The organism is Hymenobacter amundsenii, from assembly GCF_002204745.1.
Classification (GTDB): Bacteria; Bacteroidota; Bacteroidia; order Cytophagales; family Hymenobacteraceae; genus Hymenobacter; species Hymenobacter amundsenii.
Window position 1 is genome coordinate 1 of the sequence record NZ_NIRR01000015.1, and the last position, 24,970, is coordinate 24,970.

The 24,970-nt window shown below is 60.6% G+C and carries 22 protein-coding genes; 7 read left to right on the forward strand and 15 right to left on the reverse strand.

The genetic code is table 11. From position 1 onward, the window contains the following. Positions 1–176 precede the first annotated feature (176 nt). The 3 genes from CDA63_RS10385 to CDA63_RS10395 form a co-directional block, all read right to left on the reverse strand. The gene (locus CDA63_RS10385; protein ID WP_088464392.1) at positions 177–1,559 is read right to left on the reverse strand and encodes a POT family MFS transporter; all 1,383 of its coding nucleotides are present in this window, start codon (positions 1,557–1,559) and stop codon (positions 177–179) included. Between the two features lie 77 nt (positions 1,560–1,636). Then, entirely contained in the window at positions 1,637–4,207 is a 2,571-nt protein-coding gene (locus CDA63_RS10390; RefSeq protein WP_088464393.1) for an alpha-amylase family glycosyl hydrolase, read from the reverse strand. A 246-nt stretch (positions 4,208–4,453) separates the two neighbouring features. Beyond that, positions 4,454–6,514, reverse strand: coding sequence for a S9 family peptidase (locus tag CDA63_RS10395; RefSeq protein ID WP_088464394.1), 2,061 nt, complete (start codon positions 6,512–6,514; stop codon positions 4,454–4,456). Between the two features lie 228 nt (positions 6,515–6,742). On the opposite strand from CDA63_RS10395, the gene CDA63_RS10400 reads away from it, so the two are divergent. The 6 genes from CDA63_RS10400 (at position 6,743) to CDA63_RS10425 (ending at position 12,376) form a co-directional block, all read left to right on the forward strand. Next, complete coding sequence (locus CDA63_RS10400; protein ID WP_088464395.1) at positions 6,743–7,648, forward strand: LysR substrate-binding domain-containing protein; 906 nt, start codon at positions 6,743–6,745, stop codon at positions 7,646–7,648. A 73-nt stretch (positions 7,649–7,721) separates the two neighbouring features. Beyond that, the gene (locus CDA63_RS10405) at positions 7,722–8,714 is read left to right on the forward strand and encodes a YeiH family protein (protein ID WP_242434639.1); all 993 of its coding nucleotides are present in this window, start codon (positions 7,722–7,724) and stop codon (positions 8,712–8,714) included. Positions 8,715–8,934: 220 nt separating this feature from the next. Further along, positions 8,935–9,180, forward strand: a complete 246-nt coding sequence (locus CDA63_RS10410; protein WP_088464396.1) for a hypothetical protein — start codon at positions 8,935–8,937, stop codon at positions 9,178–9,180. Positions 9,181–9,216: 36 nt separating this feature from the next. Then, on the forward strand, positions 9,217–9,927 hold the full coding sequence (locus tag CDA63_RS10415) for a hypothetical protein (protein WP_088464397.1): 711 nt from the start codon (positions 9,217–9,219) through the stop codon (positions 9,925–9,927). A gap of 33 nt (positions 9,928–9,960) precedes the next feature. Further along, positions 9,961–11,241 carry an SHOCT domain-containing protein gene (locus CDA63_RS10420; protein ID WP_088464398.1) on the forward strand — a complete coding sequence of 427 codons (1,281 nt, stop codon included), beginning with the start codon at positions 9,961–9,963 and terminating at the stop codon, positions 11,239–11,241. A 43-nt stretch (positions 11,242–11,284) separates the two neighbouring features. Continuing rightward, positions 11,285–12,376, forward strand: a complete 1,092-nt coding sequence (locus CDA63_RS10425) for a DUF3089 domain-containing protein (RefSeq protein ID WP_088464399.1) — start codon at positions 11,285–11,287, stop codon at positions 12,374–12,376. A gap of 371 nt (positions 12,377–12,747) precedes the next feature. On the opposite strand, the gene tsf is transcribed toward CDA63_RS10425, so the two are convergent. The 9 genes from tsf to recA all read right to left on the reverse strand — a co-directional run bounded on the left by tsf (position 12,748) and on the right by recA (position 20,964). Beyond that, on the reverse strand, positions 12,748–13,587 hold the full coding sequence (tsf, locus tag CDA63_RS10430; protein ID WP_088464400.1) for a translation elongation factor Ts: 840 nt from the start codon (positions 13,585–13,587) through the stop codon (positions 12,748–12,750). Between the two features lie 223 nt (positions 13,588–13,810). After that, positions 13,811–14,578, reverse strand: a complete 768-nt coding sequence (rpsB, locus tag CDA63_RS10435; RefSeq protein ID WP_088464401.1) for a 30S ribosomal protein S2 — start codon at positions 14,576–14,578, stop codon at positions 13,811–13,813. 20 nt (positions 14,579–14,598) lie between these two features. Next, the gene (gene rpsI / locus CDA63_RS10440; RefSeq protein ID WP_088464402.1) at positions 14,599–14,985 is read right to left on the reverse strand and encodes a 30S ribosomal protein S9; all 387 of its coding nucleotides are present in this window, start codon (positions 14,983–14,985) and stop codon (positions 14,599–14,601) included. Positions 14,986–15,024: 39 nt separating this feature from the next. Further along, positions 15,025–15,477, reverse strand: coding sequence for a 50S ribosomal protein L13 (gene rplM / locus CDA63_RS10445; protein WP_088464403.1), 453 nt, complete (start codon positions 15,475–15,477; stop codon positions 15,025–15,027). A 190-nt stretch (positions 15,478–15,667) separates the two neighbouring features. Then, positions 15,668–16,381 (reverse strand): RluA family pseudouridine synthase, encoded by a 714-nt coding sequence (locus CDA63_RS10450; RefSeq protein WP_088464404.1) that lies wholly within the window; start codon positions 16,379–16,381, stop codon positions 15,668–15,670. Between the two features lie 151 nt (positions 16,382–16,532). Next, positions 16,533–17,627, reverse strand: coding sequence for a sensor histidine kinase (locus CDA63_RS10455; protein WP_088464405.1), 1,095 nt, complete (start codon positions 17,625–17,627; stop codon positions 16,533–16,535). A gap of 268 nt (positions 17,628–17,895) precedes the next feature. Continuing rightward, positions 17,896–18,720, reverse strand: coding sequence for a response regulator transcription factor (locus CDA63_RS10460; protein ID WP_088464406.1), 825 nt, complete (start codon positions 18,718–18,720; stop codon positions 17,896–17,898). Positions 18,721–18,797: 77 nt separating this feature from the next. Continuing rightward, positions 18,798–19,631: a DUF3108 domain-containing protein gene (locus tag CDA63_RS10465; protein ID WP_088464407.1), complete on the reverse strand. Its 834-nt coding sequence runs from the start codon at positions 19,629–19,631 to the stop codon at positions 18,798–18,800. Positions 19,632–19,836: 205 nt separating this feature from the next. Continuing rightward, a complete protein-coding gene (recA, locus tag CDA63_RS10470; protein ID WP_088464408.1) occupies positions 19,837–20,964 on the reverse strand; it encodes a recombinase RecA in 1,128 nt (375 codons plus the stop codon). 218 nt (positions 20,965–21,182) lie between these two features. On the opposite strand from recA, the gene CDA63_RS10475 reads away from it, so the two are divergent. Beyond that, positions 21,183–22,298 (forward strand): hypothetical protein, encoded by a 1,116-nt coding sequence (locus CDA63_RS10475; protein WP_126546813.1) that lies wholly within the window; start codon positions 21,183–21,185, stop codon positions 22,296–22,298. 122 nt (positions 22,299–22,420) lie between these two features. On the opposite strand, the gene CDA63_RS10480 is transcribed toward CDA63_RS10475, so the two are convergent. The 3 genes from CDA63_RS10480 to CDA63_RS10490 form a co-directional block, all read right to left on the reverse strand. Continuing rightward, the gene (locus tag CDA63_RS10480; RefSeq protein WP_165768265.1) at positions 22,421–23,014 is read right to left on the reverse strand and encodes a GNAT family N-acetyltransferase; all 594 of its coding nucleotides are present in this window, start codon (positions 23,012–23,014) and stop codon (positions 22,421–22,423) included. 358 nt (positions 23,015–23,372) lie between these two features. Then, complete coding sequence (locus CDA63_RS10485; RefSeq protein WP_088464411.1) at positions 23,373–23,816, reverse strand: hypothetical protein; 444 nt, start codon at positions 23,814–23,816, stop codon at positions 23,373–23,375. 106 nt (positions 23,817–23,922) lie between these two features. Continuing rightward, positions 23,923–24,885, reverse strand: coding sequence for an AAA family ATPase (locus tag CDA63_RS10490; protein WP_088464412.1), 963 nt, complete (start codon positions 24,883–24,885; stop codon positions 23,923–23,925). Positions 24,886–24,970: the final 85 nt, after the last annotated feature.

A 24,970-nucleotide genomic window follows, 5' to 3' on the forward strand; every position in this document is an offset into this window, starting at 1 on the left:
CGCGGCCTGGGTCGAGCGGCTCTCGCCCGCCAGACGCAGCGCCTCAGCGCGGAAGGCGGCATCATAACGCCGACGTTTAGGAGGTTGGGGGCTGTCCTTTCATGACATTCGAAAGATAAGACCCTATTCTGTCCACATTTACCTGACCACCTCACTTTCTCCCTGTGGTATTACCGCTATTCTAACAACTCTGCTGCTCCTGCCGGACTCGCCGCGCCGCCTACGAACACGCGCTCCGTCAGCCGCGAAGCCACCAGGGCAAACAGTGTGACGTTCACGGCCATCAGGCCCACGAAAAACCAGTAGTAATCGGCTCCCTGGAAGCGGGCGAAAAAGCCGCCGCCGGCAATGCTGCTGTTCATCAAGGCCAGAAAGAAGTTGCCGCCCGCGATGGTGAGCAGCCATAACGAGGTGGTGAAGCTTTTGAGGGCCGGGGGCGCGTGGGTGTAGGCGTACTCCAGGCCCGTGACGGCCACCATGAGCGTGCCGCCGGCCACCACGAAGTAGGCCAGCACCTGCCACCACACCGAAGGACTGCCGCCCGCGTCGAGGCTGCGCTGAATACCGGCAATAACCACCATCGAGATGGCCACGAACACCATGCCCGCACCCATGCGCCGCAACGGCGTAGCCCGCAGCCCGCGCCGCTCCAGGGCCGGGTAGATGCGGTAGGTGAGCAGCGGGTTGAGGCCGATGCCGAACACGATGCCCAGAATCTGGAGCTGCTCGGGCCGCGGGGCGTAGCCGGGCCACAGCTCCCGGTTCAGGTGGGCCGCCTGCAACACCCACTCCGACACGCTCTGGTCATAAAGCGCCCAGACCACCGGAATGAACAGAAATACCACACCCACCCGGCGCAGGGCCGCCCGGCCCTCACCGGCCCCGAGCGTCTGACGCAGACCCGCCCGCAGGCCGGTGGGCGGCACCCGCACGTAGTGCCGCCGCCCCAGCCAGAACGTGAGGGCAGCCGCGCCCATCAGCAGCCCCGGCACCCCGAACGCCACGGCCGCCCCGTAGCGGGCATACAACTCCGGAATGAAAAACGTGGACAGAGCCGCGCCCACATCGATGCTGAGCTGAAACCAGCCGTAGGCTTTGGGCAGCAAATGGGCGTTGGCGGGGCCGAACTGGTCGCCCAAGTTAGCCGTGACGCTCGATTTAATGCCGCCCATGCCCACGGCCACTACCAGCAAGCCCAGCCGAAAGCCGACCAGCTCATCATGAAAAGCGGCCAGCAGTGCGTGCCCGCCGCAGTAGAGCACCGAGAGCCAGAGAATGACGCGGTATTTGCCCAGCACCCAATCGGCCAGCAGCGCGCCCACCACCGGCAGCGCGTAGCCCAGGGCCGCGAACGAATGCACCAAGTCGTTGGCCCGGGCCTCGGCGGCGGCCGTCAGGGCCGGGTTGTGGGCGGGGTTGAAGAACTGAGCCACCAGAAACGTGGGCAGAATGGCCCGCATGCCATAGTAGCTGAACCGCTCGGCCACCTCGTTGCCGATAATAAAGGGCACGGCTTTCGGAAAGGCGGCAGTTGCGGTGGGCGCGGCAGTAGGCGGCATCGGAGCGGGGTTGGCAGTTAACGGCGGTCAGATGAGCAAGCTAACATTCCGGGACTTAAGCGCCAGGGGCAAGCTGCCTACGGCACGACCACCAGCCGTTGCACCGTGGTGCGCTTCCCCGACTGCACCCGCACCAGGTAGGTGCCGGCGGGCCAGGAGCTGGTGTCGAGCTGGTAGCGGGAGCCGCTGAAGGTGGCCTGCTGGCGGAGCTGGCCGCGCAGGTCGAATACGGTAACGGCGGTGCGGCCGGCCGGATCGGCTACCACCACCTGGGCCTGCTGGCGGGCAGGGTTGGGGTAGAGCTGGGCCGAAAGCTGGCGGGCCGTTTGGGTGCTGGTAACGGTTTGGGGCGTGAGGCGCAACAGCCAGGTGGCATTGGCGCTCAAGGCCCTAAGGGTCGTGGGCTGCCAATTGCTGAAACCGCCCTGGGCATCGAGCGTGAGCGTGCCGGCCGTTTGGCCCGAATACAGCTCCGTTACCAAGTAACTACCGGCAGGCAGAGAGGAAAGCGGCAACGAAAGCGTCGGCTGACTGATGGCACTGCCGCCTAGGTTGGCGGCTACCACGACAGCCTCCGTACCGTACACGCGGGTGTAGCTCAGCAGGCTGGTGCCGGTGGTGGTTACGGGCAGCAGGTAGCCCTTGCGCAGGGTTTCGTGGGTGGTGCGCAGAGCAATCAGCTTTTTGTAGTGGTTGAGCAGCGAAGCCGGGTCGGCGGCCTGGGTGGCCACGTTGAACTGGGCGTAGTTGCTGTTGAGGCCGCGCCAGGGCGTGCCGGTGCTGAAACCGGCGTTGGTACCCGCCGTCCACTGCATGGGCTTGCGCTTTTCCTCATCGGTCCCGCTGCCGAGCAGGCCCACTTCCTCGCCGTAGTACAGGAAGGGCACGCCGGGCATGGAGAGGTAGAGGGCGGCCGCCTGCTTCATGCGGGCCAGGTTGCCGCCGAGCTGGCCCAGCACCCGGTTCTGGTCGTGGTTGGTGAGGAAGGTGGCGTACTGGAGCTTGGGGTAGGTGGCGTCTACCAGCTGCAGCTGGCTGCGCAGCCCGGCCGCGCTACCCGAGCTAACCCCATTCACGATGGCTTCAGCCAGATCGAATTCGAAGCACACGTCCAGCCGGTCGTTGGTCACGTAGGGCAGCACGGCCGGGGTTTTCGACCAAGCCTCGCCCACAGTAAAGGCGTTGGCGTTGGCCTGCTTCACTACTCCATTGAACTCGTGAAGCAGGTCGAGGGTAGCAGGGGTGTCTTCCAGGGTCGGGCCGTTTTCATCGAGGTATTTCACGGCGTCGAGGCGGTAGCCGTCTACGCCCTTGTTCAGCCAGAAGCGGGTGGCGTCCCACATGGTCTTTTTCAGGTCGGGGTTGTTCCAGTTAAGGTCGGGCATGCCGCTCCAGAAAACACCGTAGTAGTAGCTGCCATTGCGCGGGTGCCATACTGTCGGCTGGCCCCAGGGCCCGGAGTAGCCCGGGTTGGTGGCCGACCACCGGTACCAGTCGCGGTAGGGGCTAGTGGCGCTGCTGGCCGCCTGGGTAAACCAGGGGTGCTGCTCGGAAGAATGATTCAGCACCAGATCAATAATTACTTTGATGCCCCGGGCGTGGGCGGCGGCCATGAACGCCTCAAACTCGGCCATCGTGCCGTAGTCGGGCTCGGTGGCCTGGTAGTTGGTCACGTCGTAGCCGTGGTAGCTCGGCGACTCCATCATGGGCATCAGCCACAGGGCCGTTACGCCCAGGTCGGTGGTGGTGGCCGGGTCGCCGTCGTTGAGGTAGTCGAGCTTCTGCATCAGGCCCTTGAAGTCGCCCTTGCCGTCGCCGTTGCTGTCGTAGAAGCTGCGCACGAACACCTCGTAAAACACCGCGTCGTTCCACCAGTGGGTAGCATAATTGGTGGGCGAAGCTCCGCAGCTGGCGCAGCTGCTGAAGCATACCGGCCCGACCACGTTGGCATCCTGCAGGGCATCGACGGTGCGGTTACGGTTGCCGCTGCCATCATCCTGGCCGCAGGCGGCCGGCACGATTTCGGCCCCGGCCCAGGTGTCGCCATTGATAAACTTGTACTGGAAGCGGCCGGGGGCGGGCAGCTGTACTTCGGCTTCGTACACGCCGTCGGCGTTGTCGTCGGTGAGCTTGGTGGCGGCCGGGTCCCAGTCGGTGGCATAGCCGGCCAGGGCCTGGAAGTTGCCGGCCACATGGATTCCGGCGGCCGAAACCGTCTGGCCCTGCATGTTTACTACAAAGCGCAGGCGGGTAGCACAGCCGTTGAAGGCAATAGCCGGCAGGCGCAAGGCCGCGGAGCCCACCGTCACCATGCGGTTGTAGTTGCCGCCGCCGTCGTCCTGGCCGCAGGTAGCCGGCACGGGCTCGGCCCCGCCCCAGGCGTTGCCATTAATGAATTTGTAGCGGTAGGTGCCGGACGGTATGTTCACCGTCAGCTCGTATACTTTATCCCCGTCGGGGTCGGTAAGGGCCGTTGTGGCCGGGTCCCAGTCGGTGGGGAAACCGGCGGCACGCTGGAAGGTGCCCGCCACGTGCACCCCGGTGGCCGGAACGGTCTGCTGGCGCATATCGACCCGAAACGTGAGCGGCGTGGCGCGGAGGCTGAGGGCCCCGGTCAGCAGCGCCAGAAGAAGTACGAGTTGTTTCATGCGGGAGAGAATGATTCGGGAACCAGGGACCAAGATAGAGCCCCCGGGTTGCCTTGCCCGATGCTGTCAACCGCTAATAGTGCCGGTACTTCCGAATCAGCCGAAAAAAAGCCCGCCGACACATCAGCGTCGGCGGGCCTGGAGTTGATGAAGCTGTTTAGAAACGCTGTGGTATTAATGAGCTCGTCATGCTTCGGCATGACGTTTTTTTGGCTTTCTAAACAACTTCGATAACAAACGGGCAACCTACCGTTGCGCCGAACCTTCGGGCTTCAGTGTGCGGCCGAGCCACTCAAAAAACACCCGGTTCCAGAGCACCGCGTTCTGGGGCTTGGAAATCCAGTGGCCCTCGTTGGGGAAGTACAGGAAACGGCTCGGGATGCCGCGCAGCTGGGCCGTGCCGAAGGCCTCCATGCCCTGGCCCTCGGGCACCCGGAAATCCTTGGCACCGTGGATGACCAGGATGGGCGTATCCCAGTTCTGGGCGAACTGCTGGGGGTTGAACTCGGTGTAGCTCTTGTTGAGCGGTGTCTCCCAGGGCGCACCGCCGATGTCGTGTTTGGCGAAGAACATTTCCTCGGTGCTGGGGTACCAGCTGGTGAGGTTGTAGAGGCCGGCGTGGGCGATGAACGTTTTGAAACGGCCCTCGTGCTTGCCGGCCAGTTGGTACACCGAGTAGCCACCGTAGCTGGCGCCCACGCAGCCGCGCCGGTCCTTGTCCACGTAGGGCTCCTTGCTCACGGCGTCAATGGCCGAGATGTAGTCGCGGATGGGCTGGCCGCCCCAGTCGCCCGAAATGCTGTTGTTCCACTCGGTGCCGAAGCCGGGCAGGCCGCGGCGGTTGGGCGCCACCACAATGTAGCCCTGGGCCGCCATAAGCTGGAAATTCCAGCGGAAGGAGAAGCTCTGTGAAATCGGGCTCTGGGGGCCGCCCTGGCAATACAGTAGGGTTGGGTACTTCTTGGCCGGGTCGAAATCGGGTGGGAAGGTTACGTACACCTGCATCTGCTTGCCATCGGTGGTGGTCACCATCCGCGACTCCAGCCGGCCGGTTTTCACGCCCGCCAGTTCCTGCTGATTGATGTTGGTGAGCACTGTTTCGCGGCCCGATTTCAGGTCCACGCGCACGAGGTCGGCGGGCGTGGCCTGGGTGGTTTTGTTCACGATAACCGCGTCCTTGCCCGCCAGCTCGAATCCGTTGTAGTTGAACGCGCCCTTGGTTAGCTGCTTCACCTTGCCGCCTTTGGCGGGCACTGAGAAGATCTGCTGGGTGCCGGCCAAGGCGCTGGCGAAATAGATGCTTTTACCATCGGCGCTCCAGCGCAGGTTGCCGGCCGCCTGCTCCGAGCTGGCCGTTATGTCCTGGCGCTTCTTGGTCTTGAAATCATACACCACAATGCCGTTACGGTCCGACTCGAAGCCGGGCGTGGCCATGCTCAGCCAAGCAATCTGGGAGCCGTCGGGCGAGAAAACCGGCTCGGTGTCGTAGCCGCCCAGGCCTTCGCTCAGGTTGCGTGTCTGGCCCGTGCGGATGTCGTAGAGGTAGATGTCGGAGTTGGTGCTTTCGGCTTCGGCCTTGCCCGTAAGCTTGCGCGAGGTGTAGGCCAGCTCGTAGCCGTCGGGCGAAAATGCCAGCTGCTCGGAGCCACCAAACGGCTGCAACGGCGCATCAAACTTCTCACCAGCCATCACGTCCTTGCCGCTCCCCACGGGCTTGCCATCGGCTCCCACGGGCTGGAAGTAGACGTGCGACACCTTGAAATCATCCCAGCTACTCCAGTGGCGGTAGTTGAGGTCGTCGATGATTTTGGCGTCGGCCTTGGGCAGGTCGGGGTACCAATCCTGCACCGATTTGCCCACTTTCACGTCCTGGGTGTAGAGCATGAAGTTGCCTTTGGGGGCGAACTTGAGGTTGGCCACGCCTTCCTCGGCCCCAAAGCTGCTCAGCTGCTGCTTACCCGAGCCGTCGGCGTTCATCACGTACAGCTGATCCGAGCCGGCTTCGGCGCTCATAAACGTCAGCTTGCCATCGGCGCGCCAGTTGAGCGTGTTTTCCGACGTGGCCGGCGTATTGGTGAGCTGCCGGGCCACGCCGCCGCCGGCCGGCACCAGCCAGATATCCGACTGGCCTTTGTTGTCGGCCAGCGAATAGCGCGTGATGGTGTAGGCCACCGTTTTCTGGTCCGGCGACACCTGCATTTCGCCCAGGCGGCCAAGTTTCATCAGCAGTTCGGGCGTGTAGGTATTCTGGGCCGCGGCCGCCAACGGTAGCAGGAGTAGGGCAGTTAAAATCGGTTTGTGCATCATGGGAATTTCGGGTGGAAACGGAGGGCAAGATAACCAAGACTCGGTGCTGAACCCAAAACGGCGTAGGGGCGGGGCATGTCCCCACCCGCCATTCGCGCTACCAAAACGGTTCTGTTCAGACGGTTCTGTTCAACGGCGGGCGGGGACAAGCCCCGCACCCTACGCCGTTCTGGGTTCAGCACCGAGACTCCCGGTGTAACGTCTCTGCAATCATTCTACCTTGCACCCATGTCCGATTTTCGACTGCGCGTTTTTCAGGCCGTGGCCCGGCACCTGAGCTTTACCAAGGCGGCCCAGGAGCTCTACATCAGCCAGCCCGCCGTAACCAAGCACGTGCGGGAGCTGGAAACGACCTACGGCCAGCGCCTGTTTGAGCGGCGCGCGGGCCGCGTGAGCCTCACCGACGCCGGCCACCTGTTGCTGGCCCACGCCGATGAAGTGGCGCAACTCCACGCCCAACTCACCGATCAGCTTCAGGAGCTGCACGGCGAGGCCGCCGGCCGTCTGCGCCTGGGAGCCAGCACCACCCTGGCCCAGTACGAGCTGCCGGCGCTGCTGCCCGGTTTCCAGCGCCGCTATCCGCGCCTGGAGCTCACGCTGCTCAACGCCAACTCCGAGCAGATTGCCGAGGCGTTGCTGCAGGGGCGGCTCGACTTGGGGTTCGTGGAGGGGCGGGCTAAGAGCCGCGACCTGCACTACGAGCCCCTGCTGGCCGACGAGCTGGTGGCTGTGCGCCGGGCCACGCCCGCCGGTCCGCCCGCCGTGCCGCTGCCGCTGGCCGAGGCCCTGGCCCACCCGCTGGTGCTGCGCGAGCGGGGCTCGGGCACGCTGGAGGTGCTGGAATTCGCGCTCCGGGAGCAGAAAATCAAGCTGGCCAACCTGCGCGTGGCCTTCTACTTCGATAACACCGAAGCCATCAAAACCTACCTCGAAGCGGCTCCCGATGCCCTGGGCTTCGTGTCGCGCCGGGCCCTGACGCGGGAGCTGGCGGCGGGGCTGCTGGAGGAAGTACCGGTGGCCGGACTGCGCCTGCCCCGACAATTCGAGGCCCTTTGGGTGCAGGGCCAGCCCCTAACCAAGCCCGCCGAACGGTTCCTGCGCTTCGTGCAGCAGCAGTATAACCTGAAGGAATAGCCGATAACTATTTTAGATTATCCATCGGGGTGGGGCGGCCGTACTTTTGGGTGCTGATTTTCTGCCCCCTTGCATGCCCGCTGCCCCAACTGCTCCCCTTGTTTCTGCCGCTCCAACCCTGGGGTCCAACCCGCCACCGGCCCCCGCAAACTGGCTACCGAAAGTGGTGTTCGGGTTGCTGCTGGTCTTCTGCCTCACGCCCTGGGCCTCGCCACCGGTAGCGCTGGCCCTGGGTTTGGTGCTGGCCCAAACAGTAGGCAACCCCTTCCAGGCCTTCACCAAAAAATATACGGCCAAGCTGCTGCAATACTCGGTTATCGGGCTGGGCTTCGGCCTGAACGCCCACGCGGCGGTGCAGGCCGGGCGGCAGGGCCTGTTGTTCACGGTAGCCTCCATTTTTGGCACGCTGGCGCTGGGCTACGTGGTGGGGCGCTGGCTGAAGCTGGGCCGGGTGGTCACGCACCTGATTTCCTGCGGCACCGCCATCTGCGGGGGCTCGGCCATTGCCGCCGTGGGCCCGGTAGTGGGGGCCAAAGATGAGGAAATGTCGGTGGCCCTGGGTACGGTGTTCGTGCTGAATGCAGTGGCCCTGTTCGCCTTCCCGCCCATTGGCCACGCGCTGGCCATGACGCAACAACAGTTCGGCCTTTGGTGCGCCATTGCCATTCACGATACCTCCTCGGTGGTGGGCGCGGCGGCCGCCTACGGCTCCGAGGCGCTGGGCGTGGCTACCACCATCAAGCTGGCCCGCGCCCTCTGGATTATTCCGGTGGCCCTGGGCACGGCGTATTTCTTCAAGCAGAAAGACGTAAAGGTGAAGCTGCCCTGGTTTATTCTGGGCTTCATCGGGGCCATGCTGCTCAACACCTACGTGCCCGCCACCCGGCTCGTGGGCCCCTGGCTGGTGCAGGCGGCCCGGCTGGGGCTCGTGGTCACGCTGTTTTTCATTGGAGCGGGCCTGTCGCTCAAAACTATCAAATCAGTTGGCCCCCGCCCGTTCGCGCTGGGCGTGCTGCTGTGGCTGGTGATTTCGAGCGTGTCGCTGTACGTGATTGTGTCTGTATAACAGATAGGGGCGGAGAAGCTATTTAGAAAGTCAAAAGAACGTCATGCTGAGCGCAGCCGAAGCATCTCTACCGCTTCGTAGCAGTCGTTCGACGAAGCGGTAGAGATGCTTCGGCTGCGCTCAGCATGACGTGTCTTTAACCGGCAACCAACAACTGGCAACTAACAACTGACAGCCAACCGCGTATCTTTGCGGGGTTCAACTACCCCTGCCGTTACTTATGCGCCAGCTCGCCATCATTCCCAACCCGCACGCCAAAATCACGCTTTTCAGCTGGAATGGGAAGTACCTCATCAAGCTCGAAAAAGGCTCGTTGGAGCAAACCTATAAGGTAAGCGAGCTGGACCTGACCGGCGAAGAAGATATCCACCGGCTGCTCGACGAGGAGTTCGTGCAGGCCGCCGTGGCCCGTTTTGCGGCCATGAGCCAGGATCTGCAGGCTGCTTTCGACCGCCACGACCTGTAAACTGCTTTTTTTCCGATGCTTTCAACTTCCAACCTCATGCGTTTTCTGCTTGCGCTGCTGCTCCTGCTGCCAGTATCCACTGTGATGCGGGCCCAGCTCTACGAGGCCCGCACGGGCAGCGTCAATTTTGAGCGCCGTGAGCGCGACGCCGTAAAGGTGGAAATCGAGGCCTCGGCCAACTGGACCCGCGATTTCTGGCAGAGCTGGCTTAAGGACACCTACAACATCAAGCTCAAGGGCGATGGGGTGTTTGGCGTGGGTAAAAAAGACAACCTCACGGCCAAGCAGGTCCCCATGTCGAACGTGACGGGCAAGCTGCTCGACCTCTATTCGACCATCATTGCCCCGTCCGATACGGTGTCGGAGCTGTCGGTGTGGGCCGCCACCGGGCCCGATGCCTTCTTGGCCGCTTCTACCAGCGAGTTCAGCGCCCTGCGCACCATGGTGCAGAGCTTCGGCGCCGCCGCCCGCCTGAAAGCCTACCGCGAGCAGATTGTCGAGTCGGAAAAGGAGCTGGCCGCCGCAAGCAAAGACAAGGATAAGCTCGAAAAGGAGCGCCTCAGTCTGGCTAGCAATACCAAGTCGAACCTTGAGAAAATCGAGGATCTGCATAAGCAAAACGCCGATAACAAGCTCAAATCGGCCGAAGACTCGGTGAAGCTGCTAGATAATGCCCGCCTGCTGGAACTGCGGCAGGCCCAGCTGGAGCGCCGCCGCGCCCGCCTCACCAACCTCGACCGCAAATAACCTTCGCTATTCACGCACCCGCTGCTCTGCCTTATGGAAAAAGACCCTTCCCCCCTTGACACCCTGCGCCAACTGAAGGAGTGGCTGGATGCTGGTACCATTACCCCGGAGGAGTTCCAGACCCTGAAGCAAAAGCTCGTTTTCGCCGATACCACGCCGCCCCGCGCCCCCGAACCGCCCGCTCCGGAGCCGTTTGAGGTAGCGCTGCCCACGGTGCCGGAACCCATGCCACCCCTCCCGGAGCCGCCCACCGCCGCCAGCCCGAAAACCTGGCCGTCCTTGCTGCCCCTGACTCCCGTGCCGCCACCTGCCGCTGCAGTGCCCCCGGCCCCCGAGCCTACCACCATTGCGCCTGTCGAATTCGCGCCGCTGCTGCCGCCCATCACTCACGCCCCGGCGGCCGAGGTGCCGGTAACCCCGGCCCCGCCCGCTACTGCCGAAGCGCCATTCTCACACCCCTTCGAAGCTGGCCGCCCCGCCGCCTCGCCCGGCCCGGCCGACTCGTTTCTGCCCCCGGTGCCGCCCGCCGCGGATGCCGATTCCGTCGAATACGTGGAGGATGATGCCTATACTGCACCGCCCAAAAGCTCCCTGACCACGGTGCTGGTGGTGGGTGGCATCGTGCTGCTACTGGCTTTGGTGGTGTATCTGATGACGGATAACCGCGACTCGGAGCGCCTGACCAGCGCCACCCGCACCGCCGCCGACTCGGTGGCCGTTCGTCCCGACGAAGGCCCGCAAACTGAGCAGATCGAGCTGCCGCCCATTGCCGCGCCCGAAACTATCCGCGTTGAGCCGGTGGCGCCGCCGGTAGCTGCTCCTCCGGCTTCCGACACAGCCACGATGGCTGCTCCCACACCCGAAGCTCCACCCGCCGCTGCACCCGCGCCGGCCGAAGCGCCCGCAGTTTCGGAGAATGAGGCAAAAACCCGCGTCGAAGGAGCTTTGCGGCGCTATTATGCCGATTTGCAGGCGGCACCCTTCACGGCCACGGCCCACTTTGCGCCCCAGGTCGAGCGGTTTTACCTGATGCGTAACACGAGCCCGGCCGCCATCAGCGCCGAGCTGGAGCGCAGCCACTTTCCCGAGTTTCTGGAGGGCCAGACGACCATCCAGCCCGGCAGCCTGCAGGTGAGCCCCGCGGTGGCCGACGGCTCGCGGGTGGTTACCTATGTGGAGAACAGCACGGCTCTGCGCCAGTCGCTCCAGAAGCGCCAGCAAACTGCCGCCCAGGTGCGCGTGCGCTTCGATAAGAACTTCAAGATTGTGTATCTGCGCCAGGAAAAACTGCTCGAAAATAACTTCACCGACTAAGCTCGGAGGAGGCGTACTGTGAGCACGCAAAGCACCTTACTCTATGCGCAACCACCTACTCTTATTCACTTCCGTGGCCCTGCTTGGCCTCAGCTCCTGCCTGAAAATCATCAAGCCAAGCAAGGATTTTGGCCAATACGAAACGCCCGTTGCGCCCGATTACGGCCAGCCGGCCAGTTGGGCTGCCCTGCCCACCCGCCGCGATTCGGCCGATGCGGTGCCGCGCAATACGCCATTCCGCGACCAGCAGGCCACGGCCGCGGCCGACGTATTCTTCGTGCACCCGACTACGTACTACTGGCGCAAGCAGTGGAACGCCAGCCTGGCCAACAACCGGCTCAACCAGTTCACCGACGACGACGTGATTCGGAATCAGGCCTCCGCGTTCAACGCCGCGGCCCGGGTATACGCGCCCCGCTACCGCCAGGCCACGCTCTATAGCTTCTTCGTGGATGACCAGAGCACCAATGGCCAGAAAGCCCTCGATCTGGCTTACAGTGACGTGAAAGCGGCTTTTCAATACTACCTCGACCACTACAACCAGGGCCGGCCCATCATCATCGCGGGCCACAGCCAGGGCACCGTGCATGCCACCCACCTGCTGCACGAGTTCTTCGATAACAACCCCGCGCTCCGCCAGCGCCTCGTAGCCGCCTACCTCATCGGCTTCAAAGTGAAAACCGACGAGTACCAAACCCTGCGGCCCTGCGCCGACTCCACCCAAACCGGCTGCTACGTGGCCTGGAACACGGTGGCCTGGGGCAACGACTACCCGCCTTTCCAGAACGGCGTGGCCGTGAACCCCCTCACCTGGACCCTCGACACCCTCGCCGCGCCCGCTGCCCTCAACCGCGGCGGCGTCGGGCAGGATTTCAACCGGCTCGATGTGGGCGTAGTCGATGCCAAAATTCACCAAGGGCTACTGTGGGTGCATCCGCCCAAGCCCTCGGGCTACCCGCGTTTCCTGCTGCCCGGCCAACCCCAGCTCTGGCATTCCTTCCACATCGCCGATTACGGCCTATTCTACGCCAACATCCGCCAAAACGCCGTAGCGCGGGTGCGGGCCTGGCAGGGGCGGGCGGGCAATAATCAGTCTACACTTTCTAACAGTTGCTGGTCAAAAACCTTTCGGTAATGGCTGATATCTAACTATTGGGTTCGAAACCCTAAAATGATTCAGACCTCCCCAAAACGCTTCTTCATTAAAACCGATAAAGTCTGTGGCGGCAGCTAATGCAAAGTTGTGGAGTTGATAAGCTACGGCTCCAGAATAATAACTGTGTTGCGCAAATTGCTCGACGCTACGCTCGGGTTGAGATGGAGTCGGAGCAGTTCTGATATCAATCAGAAACTGGTACAGCAAGTACCGATAGGCATTCTTTCTATTCTCATCCATACCCAAAGAACCATAGAAAAGGCCCCGCCGGCAAATTGCCAGCGGGGCCTTTTCAAATTCTGAACGGAAAGCTAACGGCTAAAAGCTGTCAGCCACTAGCTCCCAAAGACCTAGCCTACAATAGCTACGCGCTTGAAGTCGGAAACCGTCAGGCCCTTACTCGTCTTGTCGAGTAGCTGGGCGATGGTCATCGAGCTGTCCTTCACGAATTCCTGGTTGAGCAGGGTGTTCTCTTTGTAGAACTTGTTGAGCTTTCCCTGGGCAATTTTCTCCAGCATGGCTTCGGGCTTGCCGTCGGCGCGGGCCTGCTCCTTACCAATCTCGATTTCGCGCTCAATGGTAGCCGAATCCACGCCGTCCTTATCGAGGGCAACGGGCTTCATGGCAACAATTTGCATGGCCACGTCGCGGCCCACGGTAGCAACGTCGGCACCGCCTACGTTCTTCATGGCCACCAGTACGCCCTTCTTGTTGTCGGAGTGGATGTAGGAGGCCACTTTCTCGGCCGTGATGTTCTCGTAAGCTGTTACCACCAGCTTCTCGCCGATTTTGCCCATCAGGTCGGTGATGTGGTCTTGCAACGGACGGTCATCCTCCTGCTTGGCAGCCAGCAGCTCCTCTTTAGTGGCGGCGTCGGTTTTAACGGCCGTGGCCAGAATGCGCTGGGCCAACTCCTTGAAATCGGGAACCTTCGATACCGGCTCGGTTTCGCAAGCCAGCGATACGAGCTTGCCGTTGGTGCCATCCTCGCTTACGGCGGCCAGCACCACGCCTTCCGACGTTTCGTTGTCCGAACGCTTGTCAGCGATTTTCTGGCCCTGCTTGCGCAGCAAGTCGCGGGCAACCTCGAAGTCGCCATCGGCTTCTACGAGGGCTTTTTTGCAATCCATCATGCCTGCACCAGTCATGGTGCGGAGCTTGTTCACGTCAGCGGCGGTAATTGCGGCCATTTGTTTCTAGGAGTTAGGAGCTAAAAGCTAGGAGTCAGAATCGCAAAGGATAAAGCCCGGAGCTAAAAGCTGGGTGTTGAAATTAGATAAAGGAGAAAAGAAGCAGCAAGAAAGAGGTATTAAGTAGAAGCAAAAAAGTCAGGAGCCAGGAGCTAGAATTGGCCAGTCGGTTTCCCTCTGATTCTATCTCCTAGCTCCTGACTACTAGCTTCTACGAAGTCGCCTATTCTTCGGCGTCCAGCTTTTCCTTGATGCCTTCTTCTTCGGCTTGCTTCTTGTCGGCGTCCTCTTTGTCAACCTTGCGCTCCGACAAACCTTCTTCAATAGCCTTACCCATGATGCCCACGATGAGCTGGATAGACTTCGAGGCGTCGTCGTTGGCTGGAATCGGGAACTGAACCGACTCGGGGTTGGAGTTGGTGTCGCAGATAGCGAATACCGGGATACCCAATTTCTGGGCTTCCTTTACGGCAATGTGCTCACGCTTCACGTCAATCACGAACAGGGCCGAAGGCAAGCGGCTCAGGTCGGCAATGCCACCGAGCACCCGCTCCAGCTTCTCCCGCTCGCGCGACAGCATCAGCCGCTCGCGCTTAGCGAGGGCCGCGAAAGCCGTGTTTTCCTTCACCATCTTGTCGATAGTGCTCATCTTCTTCAGCGACTTGCGAACGGTGGTGAAGTTGGTGAGCAGACCACCCAACCACCGATCGGTGATGTAGGGCATGTGCAGGCGCTTAGCCTCCTCGGTCACAATTTCCTGGGCCTGCTTCTTGGTAGCCACGAACATGATCTTACGGCCGCTCTTCGCGATGTTGCGAATAGCAGACGTCGCGTGTTCGAGCGAAGCCAGGGTTTTGTTCAGGTCAATGATGTGGATGCCGTTCTTCTCCATGAAGATGTACGGAGCCATTTTGGGGTCCCACTTGCGGGTGAGGTGACCAAAATGCGAACCGGCGTCCAGCAATTCTTTATAAGTGGTAGTCTGGGCCATGATAGGGTTCCTCTGGAAGATTAGCGTTTCGAGAACTGGAACGAACGACGAGCCTTACGCTTACCGAATTTCTTACGTTCCACCATGCGCGGGTCGCGGGTCAGGAAGCCTTCCTTCTTCAGGGCGGGCCGAACCTCAGCGTTTTCACCCACGAGGGCTTTGGAGATGGCCAGGCGGATGGCTTCGGCCTGGGCCGAAATGCCACCACCGCGCACGTTCACCTTGATGTCGTACTGGCCGACTTGCTCGACCGTCGCCAAAGGCTGGTTCACGATGTTTTCCAGGAGTTCGTTGCCGAAATAGGCTTTCATTTCCCGGCCGTTGATAGTGATATTCCCTTGCCCGGCCTGCATGTAAATGCGGGCCACCGAGGTTTTTCTTCTACCAGAGGTATTGGAGATTTCCATTAAGTGAAGAGTTAGAGAAAAAAGGAGCCGGTTTGCGGCTTACAGATGCGAGAAAGAAACGGTTTTAGGCTGCTGCGCCTCGTGCGGGTGCTCGGTGCCAGCGTACACGAACAGGTTACGGAATTGCTCCGCGCCCAGCCGGTTGCCCTGCAGCATACCACGTACGGCGTGCTCGATCACGCGGGTCGAGTTCTTGGCTTTCTTGTCGCGCAGGTTGATGCGCTTCTGTCCGCCGGGATAGCCCGAGTGCGTTACGTAGATTTTGTCGGTCATCTTCTTGCCCGTTACCCGCAGGTTGTCCGAGTTGATGACGATGACATTGTCGCCACAGTCCGAGTTGGGCGTGAAGGAGGGCTTGTGCTTGCCACGCAGAATGTTGGCAACCTGGCTGCACAACCGACCCAAATTGGCGTCGGCGGCGTCAACCACAACCCAGCCCTTGTTGGCGTTGGCTTTGTTGACGGACACCGTCTTGAAGCTCAGATGATCCATTGGGAGGAGGATAAACGTTTGAAAATGAAGAAGAAGCCGAACACAGTTCGGGGAAAACGGACACAAAGTTACCGCCTTTCGGCGAATATTCAAACCAAGAGCTTAATAATTGTCTGGCAGGCAGTTGGAAAGGAGGGTCTAGGTGGCCGAGCAATGCAACAGAAAGACGGTCTTTCTGCATTTTCATCTCCTAGAGGTACTGCCGCATATTTTCCACCAGCACCCGAAAGTCCTTGGGGTAGGGGGCTTCTACCGTCACCGGCTCGCCATTGAGGCGGGCGAAGGTGAGTTGGGCGGCGTGCAGGGCGAAACGCTTGATGAATGGTTGCTCCTCTTCGCCCTGCTTCACATTGAACTTCTTCTTGAGCGTGGATAGGAAGAAATCGTCGCCGCCGTACATGCTGTCGCCCACGATGGGGGCCTGCAAATAGGCCAGGTGCAGCCGAATCTGGTGCATGCGGCCCGTAATGGGCTGGCATTCGAGTAGCGTGTGGCGGGCGAAGGGCTCCAGCGTGCGCACCAGCGTCACGGCCGGCTTGCCCTTGTAGGCCAGCCGGGCCTTGCCCTTGGTGGTAGTTTCGATGCTTCGGTCGACGCGCAGGCCGTCGTAGTGATGCACGCCCCAGGCCACGGCGTGGTACACCTTACGCACCTGCCGGTCTTCGAACTGCATGGCCAGGTGGCGGTAGGCAGCTGGGTTTTTGGCCAGCGCCAGCGCCCCACTGGTTTCCTTATCGAGGCGGTGGCAGGCTTGGATGTCGTCGTGGTGCTCGCGGGCCAGGCGCAGAATATTAGGGGCCCCGCCAAACCGCTCGTCGAGCGTGGCCAGGAACGGGGGCTTGTTGATGACGATGAAATCTTCGTCTTCGAACAGAATCAGGTCGTTGAAATCAGGCAGCTTCATAGAAGCCGTAAAGGTAGGGGTTAGCGCGGTGGCAAGGGAGGAGAGGCGAGAAGTGGGAGGTGAGTGGGGAATGTCATGCTGAACGAAGGCGGAGCCGCAGTCGAAGCATGACGCCCTGTTAGGCCCAACCTCCCGTATCGTTTCTCACTTCTCACTTCTCACTTCTCACTTCCACCTTGGGCCGGGGAAGCTTGAACTCCAGCGTTGTGCCCTGGCCCAACTCGCTGCGTACGCGGATAGTGGACTTGTGGGCCTCCACAATGTGCTTGCTGATGGCCAGCCCCAGACCCGAGCCGCCTGCCGCCCGCGACTCGCGGGTGCGGCTCTTATCGATGCGGTAAAACCGCTCAAAAATGCGGTTCTGGTGCTGCTTCGGGATTCCCTCGCCGTCGTCCTGCACGCTAATGCGCACGTTTTTGCCCGTGGGCTGGAGGCTGACGCGCACGTGGCCCTGCTCGCGGCCATACTTAATGGCGTTGTCGATTAGGTTGATGAGGACTTGGCGGATGCGGTTGCGGTCGGCCAGTACGCGCACGGGGCCGGCGGGCGTACCGGGGGCCGGTTCAAGCAGCTCCAGATGCACCTGGCGCTGGGCGGCCTTTAACTCCAATTGCTCGAAAATGTCGCGCACCAGCTGGGCCAGGTCGAAGGGCTGACGACGCATGCGCAGCACGCCTTTTTCGAGCTGAGAAATAGTTACCAGATCCTGCACAAGCGTGTCGAGGGCGTCGAGGCTGGTGGCGGCTTTGCGCAGGAACTTGCGGCGCGTCCCGGCATCCATACCGTTGCCCTCTTCTTCTTCATCGAGCACGGTGTGTACGAAGCCCTGGGCGGCGAAAATGGGCGTTTTTAGCTCGTGCGACACATCGGCCAGAAACTCGCGGCGCAACTCCTGCAACCGCCGTAGCTCATCGATTTCCTGCTGTTTGCGCAGGGCCATATCCAGAATTTCGTCGCGCATACGCTTGAGCGGCTCGGGCCGGAACAAAAACTTGCTCGACATACGCCGGAACTCCTTGCGCTTGATGTGCTCCAGCCCCTCGTAAATGTTGTTGACTTCCCGGAAAATCAGCGCCTCAAACATCAGGTAAAGTAGCAGGAAGCACGCGGCTATGGTAATGCCCGCCGCCAGCACGCCCTGTTGCAACGGCAGGGTAGGCGCGATGAAGACCAGCGCCGTGAGCACCGTAGCCACCAGCACCGACAGCAGCACGGCAATACTGCGGGACGAGAAATTTAAACGCATAGGAGTAGTGCAGTAGTGAGCAGTTGAACTGGCGAGGTGTGGCCGACTGAACCCGGCGGTGCTGTAGGGGCAACAAGGCCCTGTTGAACATCACTCACCACCCCCTCCTCATTTCACCACCTCACCTGGAGCGGATTTCAAGTTCCTGTGCTGCCTCGTTCTCGCGTCACGCCTCACCCCCCGGCCTCCTACGCCGCTTGATGCGCGGAATGAAAAAGGAGACGGGGAGCCAGCCGATTACTGCTGGTACACGAACCTGAAATGCGCTCTAATTGTCCGTGTTAAACTTGTAGCCCACGCCCTTAATAGTCTGGATGTGGTGGTCGCCCACTTTCTCGCGGACCTTGCGCACGTGCACGTCCACGGTGCGAACCAGCACGAACACGTCGTTGCCCCAGATATTCTGCAGCAACTCGTCGCGCCCGAATACTTTGTGGGGCGAGGCCGCCAGAAAGGCCAGCAGCTCGAATTCTTTCTTAGGAAGCGAGATTTTGCGCCCCTCCTGGTACACGGCAAAGCCCGTGCGGTCGATGGTGAGGCCGTTGATTTCGATAGTGTCCGATACCTGTTGAGGGTCTTTGTCGCGGCGCACGAAGGCGGCCAGGCGGCCGAGCAGCGCCCGGGGCTTAATGGGCTTGGCGATGAAGTCGTCGGCCCCGGCTTCGAAGGCGGCTACTTCCGAGAATTCCTCAGCCCGGGCCGTTAAGAAAATAATGTACGTGTCCTTGAATTTGGGCAGCTCGCGCAGCTGGCGGCAGGCGGCAATACCGTCGAGGTGGGGCATCATCACATCGAGCAGGATGATGTCGGGGCCGAATCCGGGGGCCATCTCCACGGCTTGGCGGCCGTCTGCGGCGCTGGCTACCTCGTAGCCCTCCTTGCGCAGGTTGTACTCAAGCAGTTCCACGATGTCCGGGTCGTCATCGACCACCAGAATCTTGTAGGCGTTAGGATGGGCAGGTTGTTGCACGAAACGGGGCGGTTTAGGGTAAAAAAGAAGGCGCGACGATAAAAGTACGCCCGGCCGGCGGGCGCGGCGTGTTACGTTTTCATTACCGGGGCTGCGGGGAGCCGCGCACCAGGCGTCGGGCATGCGTAAGGAAAGTAAAAATGAGGAAGAGTTAGGCCAAAAAGAAAGGCGGCTCCTATCGGAACCGCCTCGTCATTACTTCATCGTTGGGCTATCAAGTTGAGCCGGTTTCGCAGCCCTTTATATTTATAGAGGTCTACTTTTACCGACCCTACAAACATTTCGGCCTGAATTAGTACCGGAATCTTGTTCTGGTCGTCGGACAAATACACCGACACGGCATTTTCGCCATTGAAGATCTTATTGACGGGCATTTTGGGTACCAGCCGGATTGCGCGGATAGTACCGGCCTTGGTAGTCACGGTTTCGCGGCCCTTATAGGTGACGTCCATGCTGAATACGTCGCCGTCGAAGAATCCCTGCACCCGGATAACCTCTCCCGGGCGGCGCTGATCGTAGTTGATGGTGCGCAGGTAATAGAAGCCACTGACGATGTCCTGCACGTTGTTGGGCACCTTGAAGCTGCCGCGTTTCATGTCGTTCTTGTCTTTTTTGTAGCTCTCCACATCGGCCATATCGCGGATATGGTCGAAGTCCACGGTTTCGCGCTTGCGGTAGCTTTTCTCCTCAATATTGCGGAAAAACCGCTGGGGCAGAATGCTGGTGGTATCAACGTAGGAGCGCCAAGTGTCGCGGATGCGCAGGAAGTAGTCGAACGAGCCGGTGGTGCGGCCCGTCACGGTGGCCCGGTAACAGGGCCGGTCGTTCACGCGGTGCACGTCATCGTCGAGCTCAATAGTTGCTTCGGCGGCATTGATGAGGCCGTAGTGCACTTTATACTGTAAGGTTTCGCCCCGTTCAAAGCTATTGTTGCCCAAAGAACGAGTCGGGTTATCAACCGGGCCGAAAGCAGCTAAGCCGATAAATAACAAGCAGAATAAAACGGGGAACAGTAGCCAGCGGCGGATAATCATGGGGGAGCGAAGAACAGTGAACTACCCGTTATCTTCTCAAATGCGGTGCCAGTAAAGATACTCGGTTTCCGCCAAGCCCAAAAATGGCGCCGATGAATTGGCTCTTTAAAGGGCAGCTCAACATGTCTGATCGGGTGATGGCCAAACAAAAAAGCTCCCCCGATCAACGGAGGAGCTTTCAATGCAAGAGGCGTAAGCCGCTAGCTTATTCTTCGATTTCAACTGGTTCTACCGTTTCTTCGGCGTCTACGGTGCGGTCCTCATCGAGGGCAGCCAGGGCCTCCTCAGGGTTGCCCTTCACCTTGGCCCGAATCTGGGCTTCGATTTTGTCGGCCAACTCGGGGTTGTCCTGCAGAATGGTTTTCACGCCCTCGCGGCCCTGGCCGAGGCGGTTGCCATCGTAGCTGAACCACGAGCCCGACTTGGCAATAATGCCCATGTCAACGCCCAGGTCCAGAATCTCACCTACTTTGGAAATGCCTTCGCCATAAATGATGTCGAACTCAATCACTTTGAAAGGCGGAGCGACCTTGTTTTTGGCCACCTTCACCTTGGTACGGTTACCAGTGATGTTGTCCTTATCCTCCTTGATCTGGCCGATGCGGCGAATATCGAGGCGTACCGAGGCGTAGAACTTGAGGGCGTTACCACCGGTAGTGGTTTCGGGCGAACCGAACATCACGCCGATTTTCTCGCGCAGCTGGTTGATGAAGATGCAGCAGCAGCCGGTTTTGTTGATGGTGCCGGTGAGCTTCCGCAATGCCTGCGACATCAGGCGGGCGTGCAGACCTACTTTCGAGTCGCCCATGTCGCCTTCCAGTTCGCCTTTCGGCACGAGGGCAGCCACGGAGTCAATTACGATGATGTCGATGGCACCGCTGGAAATCAGCTGGTCGGCGATTTCGAGGGCCTGCTCACCGTTGTCGGGCTGAGCAATCAGTAGGTTGGCCGTGTCGATGCCGAGCTTACGGGCGTATACCGGATCGAAGGCGTGCTCCGCGTCGATGAAGGCCGCAATGCCGCCCTTCTTCTGGGCTTCGGCAATGCAGTGCATAGTGAGCGTGGTTTTACCCGACGACTCGGGGCCGTAAATTTCGACCACGCGACCTTTGGGCAAACCGCCCACGCCAAGCGCGATATCGAGGCCGAGCGAGCCGGTGCTGATAACTTCAATGTCCTGCAGCACCCGGCTGTTGTCGAGCTTCATGACAGTACCCTTGCCATAGCTCTTGTCGAGCTTATCGAGGGTGAGTTGAAGCGCTTTGAGCTTTTCCGCTTGCGAATTAGACTCTTTTTTGTCAGCTTTTTCAGCCTTGTCGGAGTTTGCAGCCATTAGAAGGGGGGTAAATAGAATTGCTTAGGTTTGGTGAATGTAAGCGTTTTGGCCAGCCCATGCAACCTGTGAAGGGGCGTTTCAGGGCCGGCTCATGGTAACGCCGCCGGGCTATATTTTGTGCCCACAATGCTAAAGAAATTCGTTGAATTCTGAAGTTTTTTTTCGTGCTAAATTTTTTAGAAATCCGGTCGGTTTTTAGAATCCTGATACTGACTGTGCTAGCGTGGGTAGGTACCTCGTCGGTGGGCTGGGCGCAGCTAGACAACCGCGCATTTTTGTACCGCGCACCGATGGGCCCCGCCTACGAGCACCAGTTGCGGGTAGAAGTGCAGGGGTTGCTTTTCAACAAAGACAACGAGTACTTCAACAGCATCGACCCAGGTCTGACTTATTACGGGGCCCAACTGGCCCCGCGGCTGGTGTACTACCCGGCCGGTAACCTGCGGCTGGAAGCGGGCGTGTTCCTGTGGAAGAACTACGGCACGACTCCGTTGCGGCAGGTGCGGCCGCTGTTTACGCTTAAGTATCGCCAGGGGCCGCATACGCTGCTGTTCGGCAACCTGGAAGGCAACCTGCACCACGGCTACATCGAGCCAATGTTCGATTTTGAGCGCCTTATCACGAACCGGCTGGAAGAGGGCACGCAATACCAACTCCAGACGCCTCGCATTACGCTGGATGCTTGGGTGAACTGGGTCCGGCAGCAGTACCGGTTCAGCAATTTCCAAGAAGAAGTGGCCGGGGGCTTAACGGCCGAGCACCGGCTGCTGGCCGACTCGGCGGGGTGGGTGGTAGCGCTGCCGTTTCAGTTTACGGGTACCCACCGGGGCGGACAGATTGATACCATCGACACGCCGTTGCAGACCTTGTTCAACGTGGCCACCGGGCTGCGGCTGCGGCGCGGGCTCACCTCGCGGCTGGTAAGCGCGGTGCATTTCGACGGCTACGTCACCTACTTTAATGACTACTCCTTTACCGAAGCGCTGCCTTTTCGCAGCGGTACGGGCCTGTACCTAAATGCAGGGGCCGATACGCGGTTTTCCAATCTGCAACTGGCTTACTGGAGCGGCAACGGCTACATTTCACCGCTCGGGGGGCGGCTTTATCAGTCTGTTTCTGCGTCGCCAGTCGAACCCAACTATACCGAGCGGCAGCGGCAACTCCTGATTCTGCGGGTGCTGCGCGACTACCAACTGCCGGGAAATGTGGTGCTCACCACCCGCTTCGAACCGCTCTACGACCTCAACAATGGCTTGTTCGACTTCTCGTTTGCGCTCTATCTGAATTTCAACCAGAGCTTCCTTCTTTCTAAACTCCGCCCCAGCCGCTAACGCCGATGGTAGTGGTGGCCTTCAGTAGAAAGATTGTTTCTGAGTAACGGGCGAAGGAGGCGTCTCACCTGGTAGCTCCCTGATAACTTGGGGCAACTGCCGATGCCGCAGGCCCCATCTCGTTATGGCGCTGGCGCTGCGGTATCTCTCCTCAAGATATAATAGAGCACGTGCGGGGTGCCGCCCAGCACCCGGCGCAACCAGGGGCGCGGGCGGGGGGGCAAAGGCTCGAACCCCACGGCCTCCGCTACGGCAGAGCTGCGGGGGTTGTCGGCGAGGCAGCGGATGAGGAGGCGCTCGGCCCGCAACTCTTCGGAGCCAAAGGCCACGGCCGCCGCCAGTGCCTCGCGGGCGTAGCCCTGGCCCTCGGCGGCCGTAGCCAGGTAGTAGCCGATTTCGAGGGTGATGGGGGCGGCCCAGTTAGGCTTGAGGCTGATGTCGCCTAGGTATTCGCCGCTCTGGCCGTGCCAGATGCCGAGCACGTACAGGCGGCCCAAGTGCCAGTCGTGATGGAACTGGGTAAGCAACCGGCTGGCGGCGGCTAGCGTGGGCGTAGTCGCGACCCGGGCCGGGAACGAGGGGCGTAACCGAGCCTGATCGGTGTGCAGCAGCTGAAAAAAGGCGGGGGCATCGGGGGGCTGGTAGGGACGGAGCAGCAGGCGCGGGGTGAGCCGAGGCGTGTCGGGTGGAGCAGGACGAGCGGCGGCAGTAGACATGCTGGGAGAATAGGAGCGGGCAAAAGCGGCAGAAACAGCGAACATTGGATTAGCAAGCGTAGCAGCGTAACCCCGAGCTACGAATTCTACGTGGGTTGGCAGCAGATTGGTCGGTAGTGTCTTCCGGTGGCCCTTGCCACCTTTGCTCTCGTGAGTTCTCCCGAAGACCTAGCATAACTGGTTAACACGGTTTAAAGTATACCCGGCTTCGGATATGGAGCGAATGGCTACCTATTACGTCTTGGCTGGCCGCTTCTGCCAAACAGAAAAGCCACCCCGGCCGAGGTGGCTTTTCTGTTTGGCAATGAAATCAGTGCCCCCAAGAACGGCGAAGCTAAGTCCGCACGAATGCTTGCTTCTAGCTTGCGAGCTGCAGTCCTACACCCGAGCGTGACTGGGGCGGGCTGCCGAGGGCGTGCTGGTTGCGCATTACGTTTATCTGCCGGGCGGCCTCGTTGAAGTATTCGAGCCGGCGGATAAGCATTTCCTTGGTCAGCACCCGGCCTTCCGGAGTCCGCATTATGGCCTTCTTATCGGCCAGAATACGCTGCATCAAGGCCTCGTTGTGGGCTTCGTGGCTCTGGAATTGCGCTAAGAACTCGCGCACCTGCTCGCGGGGTGCCAGGTTGTCGGAGAGGCGGAACTGGCCGCCACCCTGGTTGAGCACCTCGCTCAGCACATACACTTCCAGCGGCAACGACACGTTCAGGGCCGTCGTGCTGATGTTGAGGCCCGCGTCGAGGCCGCTGAGGATGATTTCGAGGTTGCGCTCGAACTGCTGGTAGTAACCGGCTGCTTCCATGGTGGGGTCTTAGGAGTTAGGGACTTAGGGCTTAGATGACGTGCTAGGAATTGTAAAGGCTATAGCGATAGAATGTCAGCTAAGCCCTAAGTCCCTAACCCCTTAGTTAAAGTAGTTCTTTTACTAGCTGATCTACCGTGATGCCTTCGGCTTCGGCTTTGAAGTTGCGTACGAGGCGGTGGCGCAGGATGGGCAGAGCCACCGCTTGCACGTCCTCGATGTCGGGCGAGTACTTGCCATGGATGAGGGCGTGGCACTTGGCGCCCACAATCAAGTGCTGGGAGGCCCGGGGGCCGGCGCCCCACTCCAGCAGCTGGGTGGCGCGGGCGGCGGCGCGGGCCGTGTTAGGCCGGGTCTTGTGCACGAGGCTCACGGCGTATTCCACCACGTTGTCGGCTACCGGCACCCGGCGCACCAACTGCTGGAAAGCCTGAATTTCGTCGGCGTGCAATATCTTGTTTACCGTGGCTTTGTGGTTGGACGTCGTGTTTTTCACGATTTGCAGCTCCGCCTCGTAGCTAGGGTAGTCCAACTCAATATTGAACATGAACCGGTCGAGCTGGGCTTCCGGCAGCGGGTAGGTGCCTTCCTGCTCGATGGGGTTCTGGGTGGCCAGCACGAAAAACGGGCGGGGCAGCGTGTAGCGCTTGCCGGCCACCGTCACGGCGTACTCCTGCATGCTTTCGAGCAGGGCGGCCTGGGTTTTGGGTGGCGTACGGTTGATTTCGTCGGCCAGCACGATGTTGGCGAAAATCGGCCCCGGCACAAAGTGGAAATCCCGGTCCTTGTTGAGCGTTTCCGAACCCACGATGTCGGAAGGCATCAGGTCGGGTGTGAACTGAACCCGGTTGAACGATAAATCCAGCGAGTCGGCAATGGTTTGGATGAGCAGGGTTTTGGCCAGTCCGGGCACGCCCACCAGCAGGCAGTGGCCCTGCGAAAAAACGGCCGTCAGTACCAGTTCCACTACGTCTTCCTGCCCAATAATGACTTTGCCGATTTCCTGGCGCAGCTTCTGGTAGGCGGCGGCCAGCGCGTCGGCGGCTTCTTTATCGGAGGCGAAGGGCATTCTACGGAAGTGAGAGGTGATAAGCGAGAAGTGAGACTTTCGGGCCGGTATGCCAGGGTAAAAAGCAGAGGGAGAAAACGCGCCA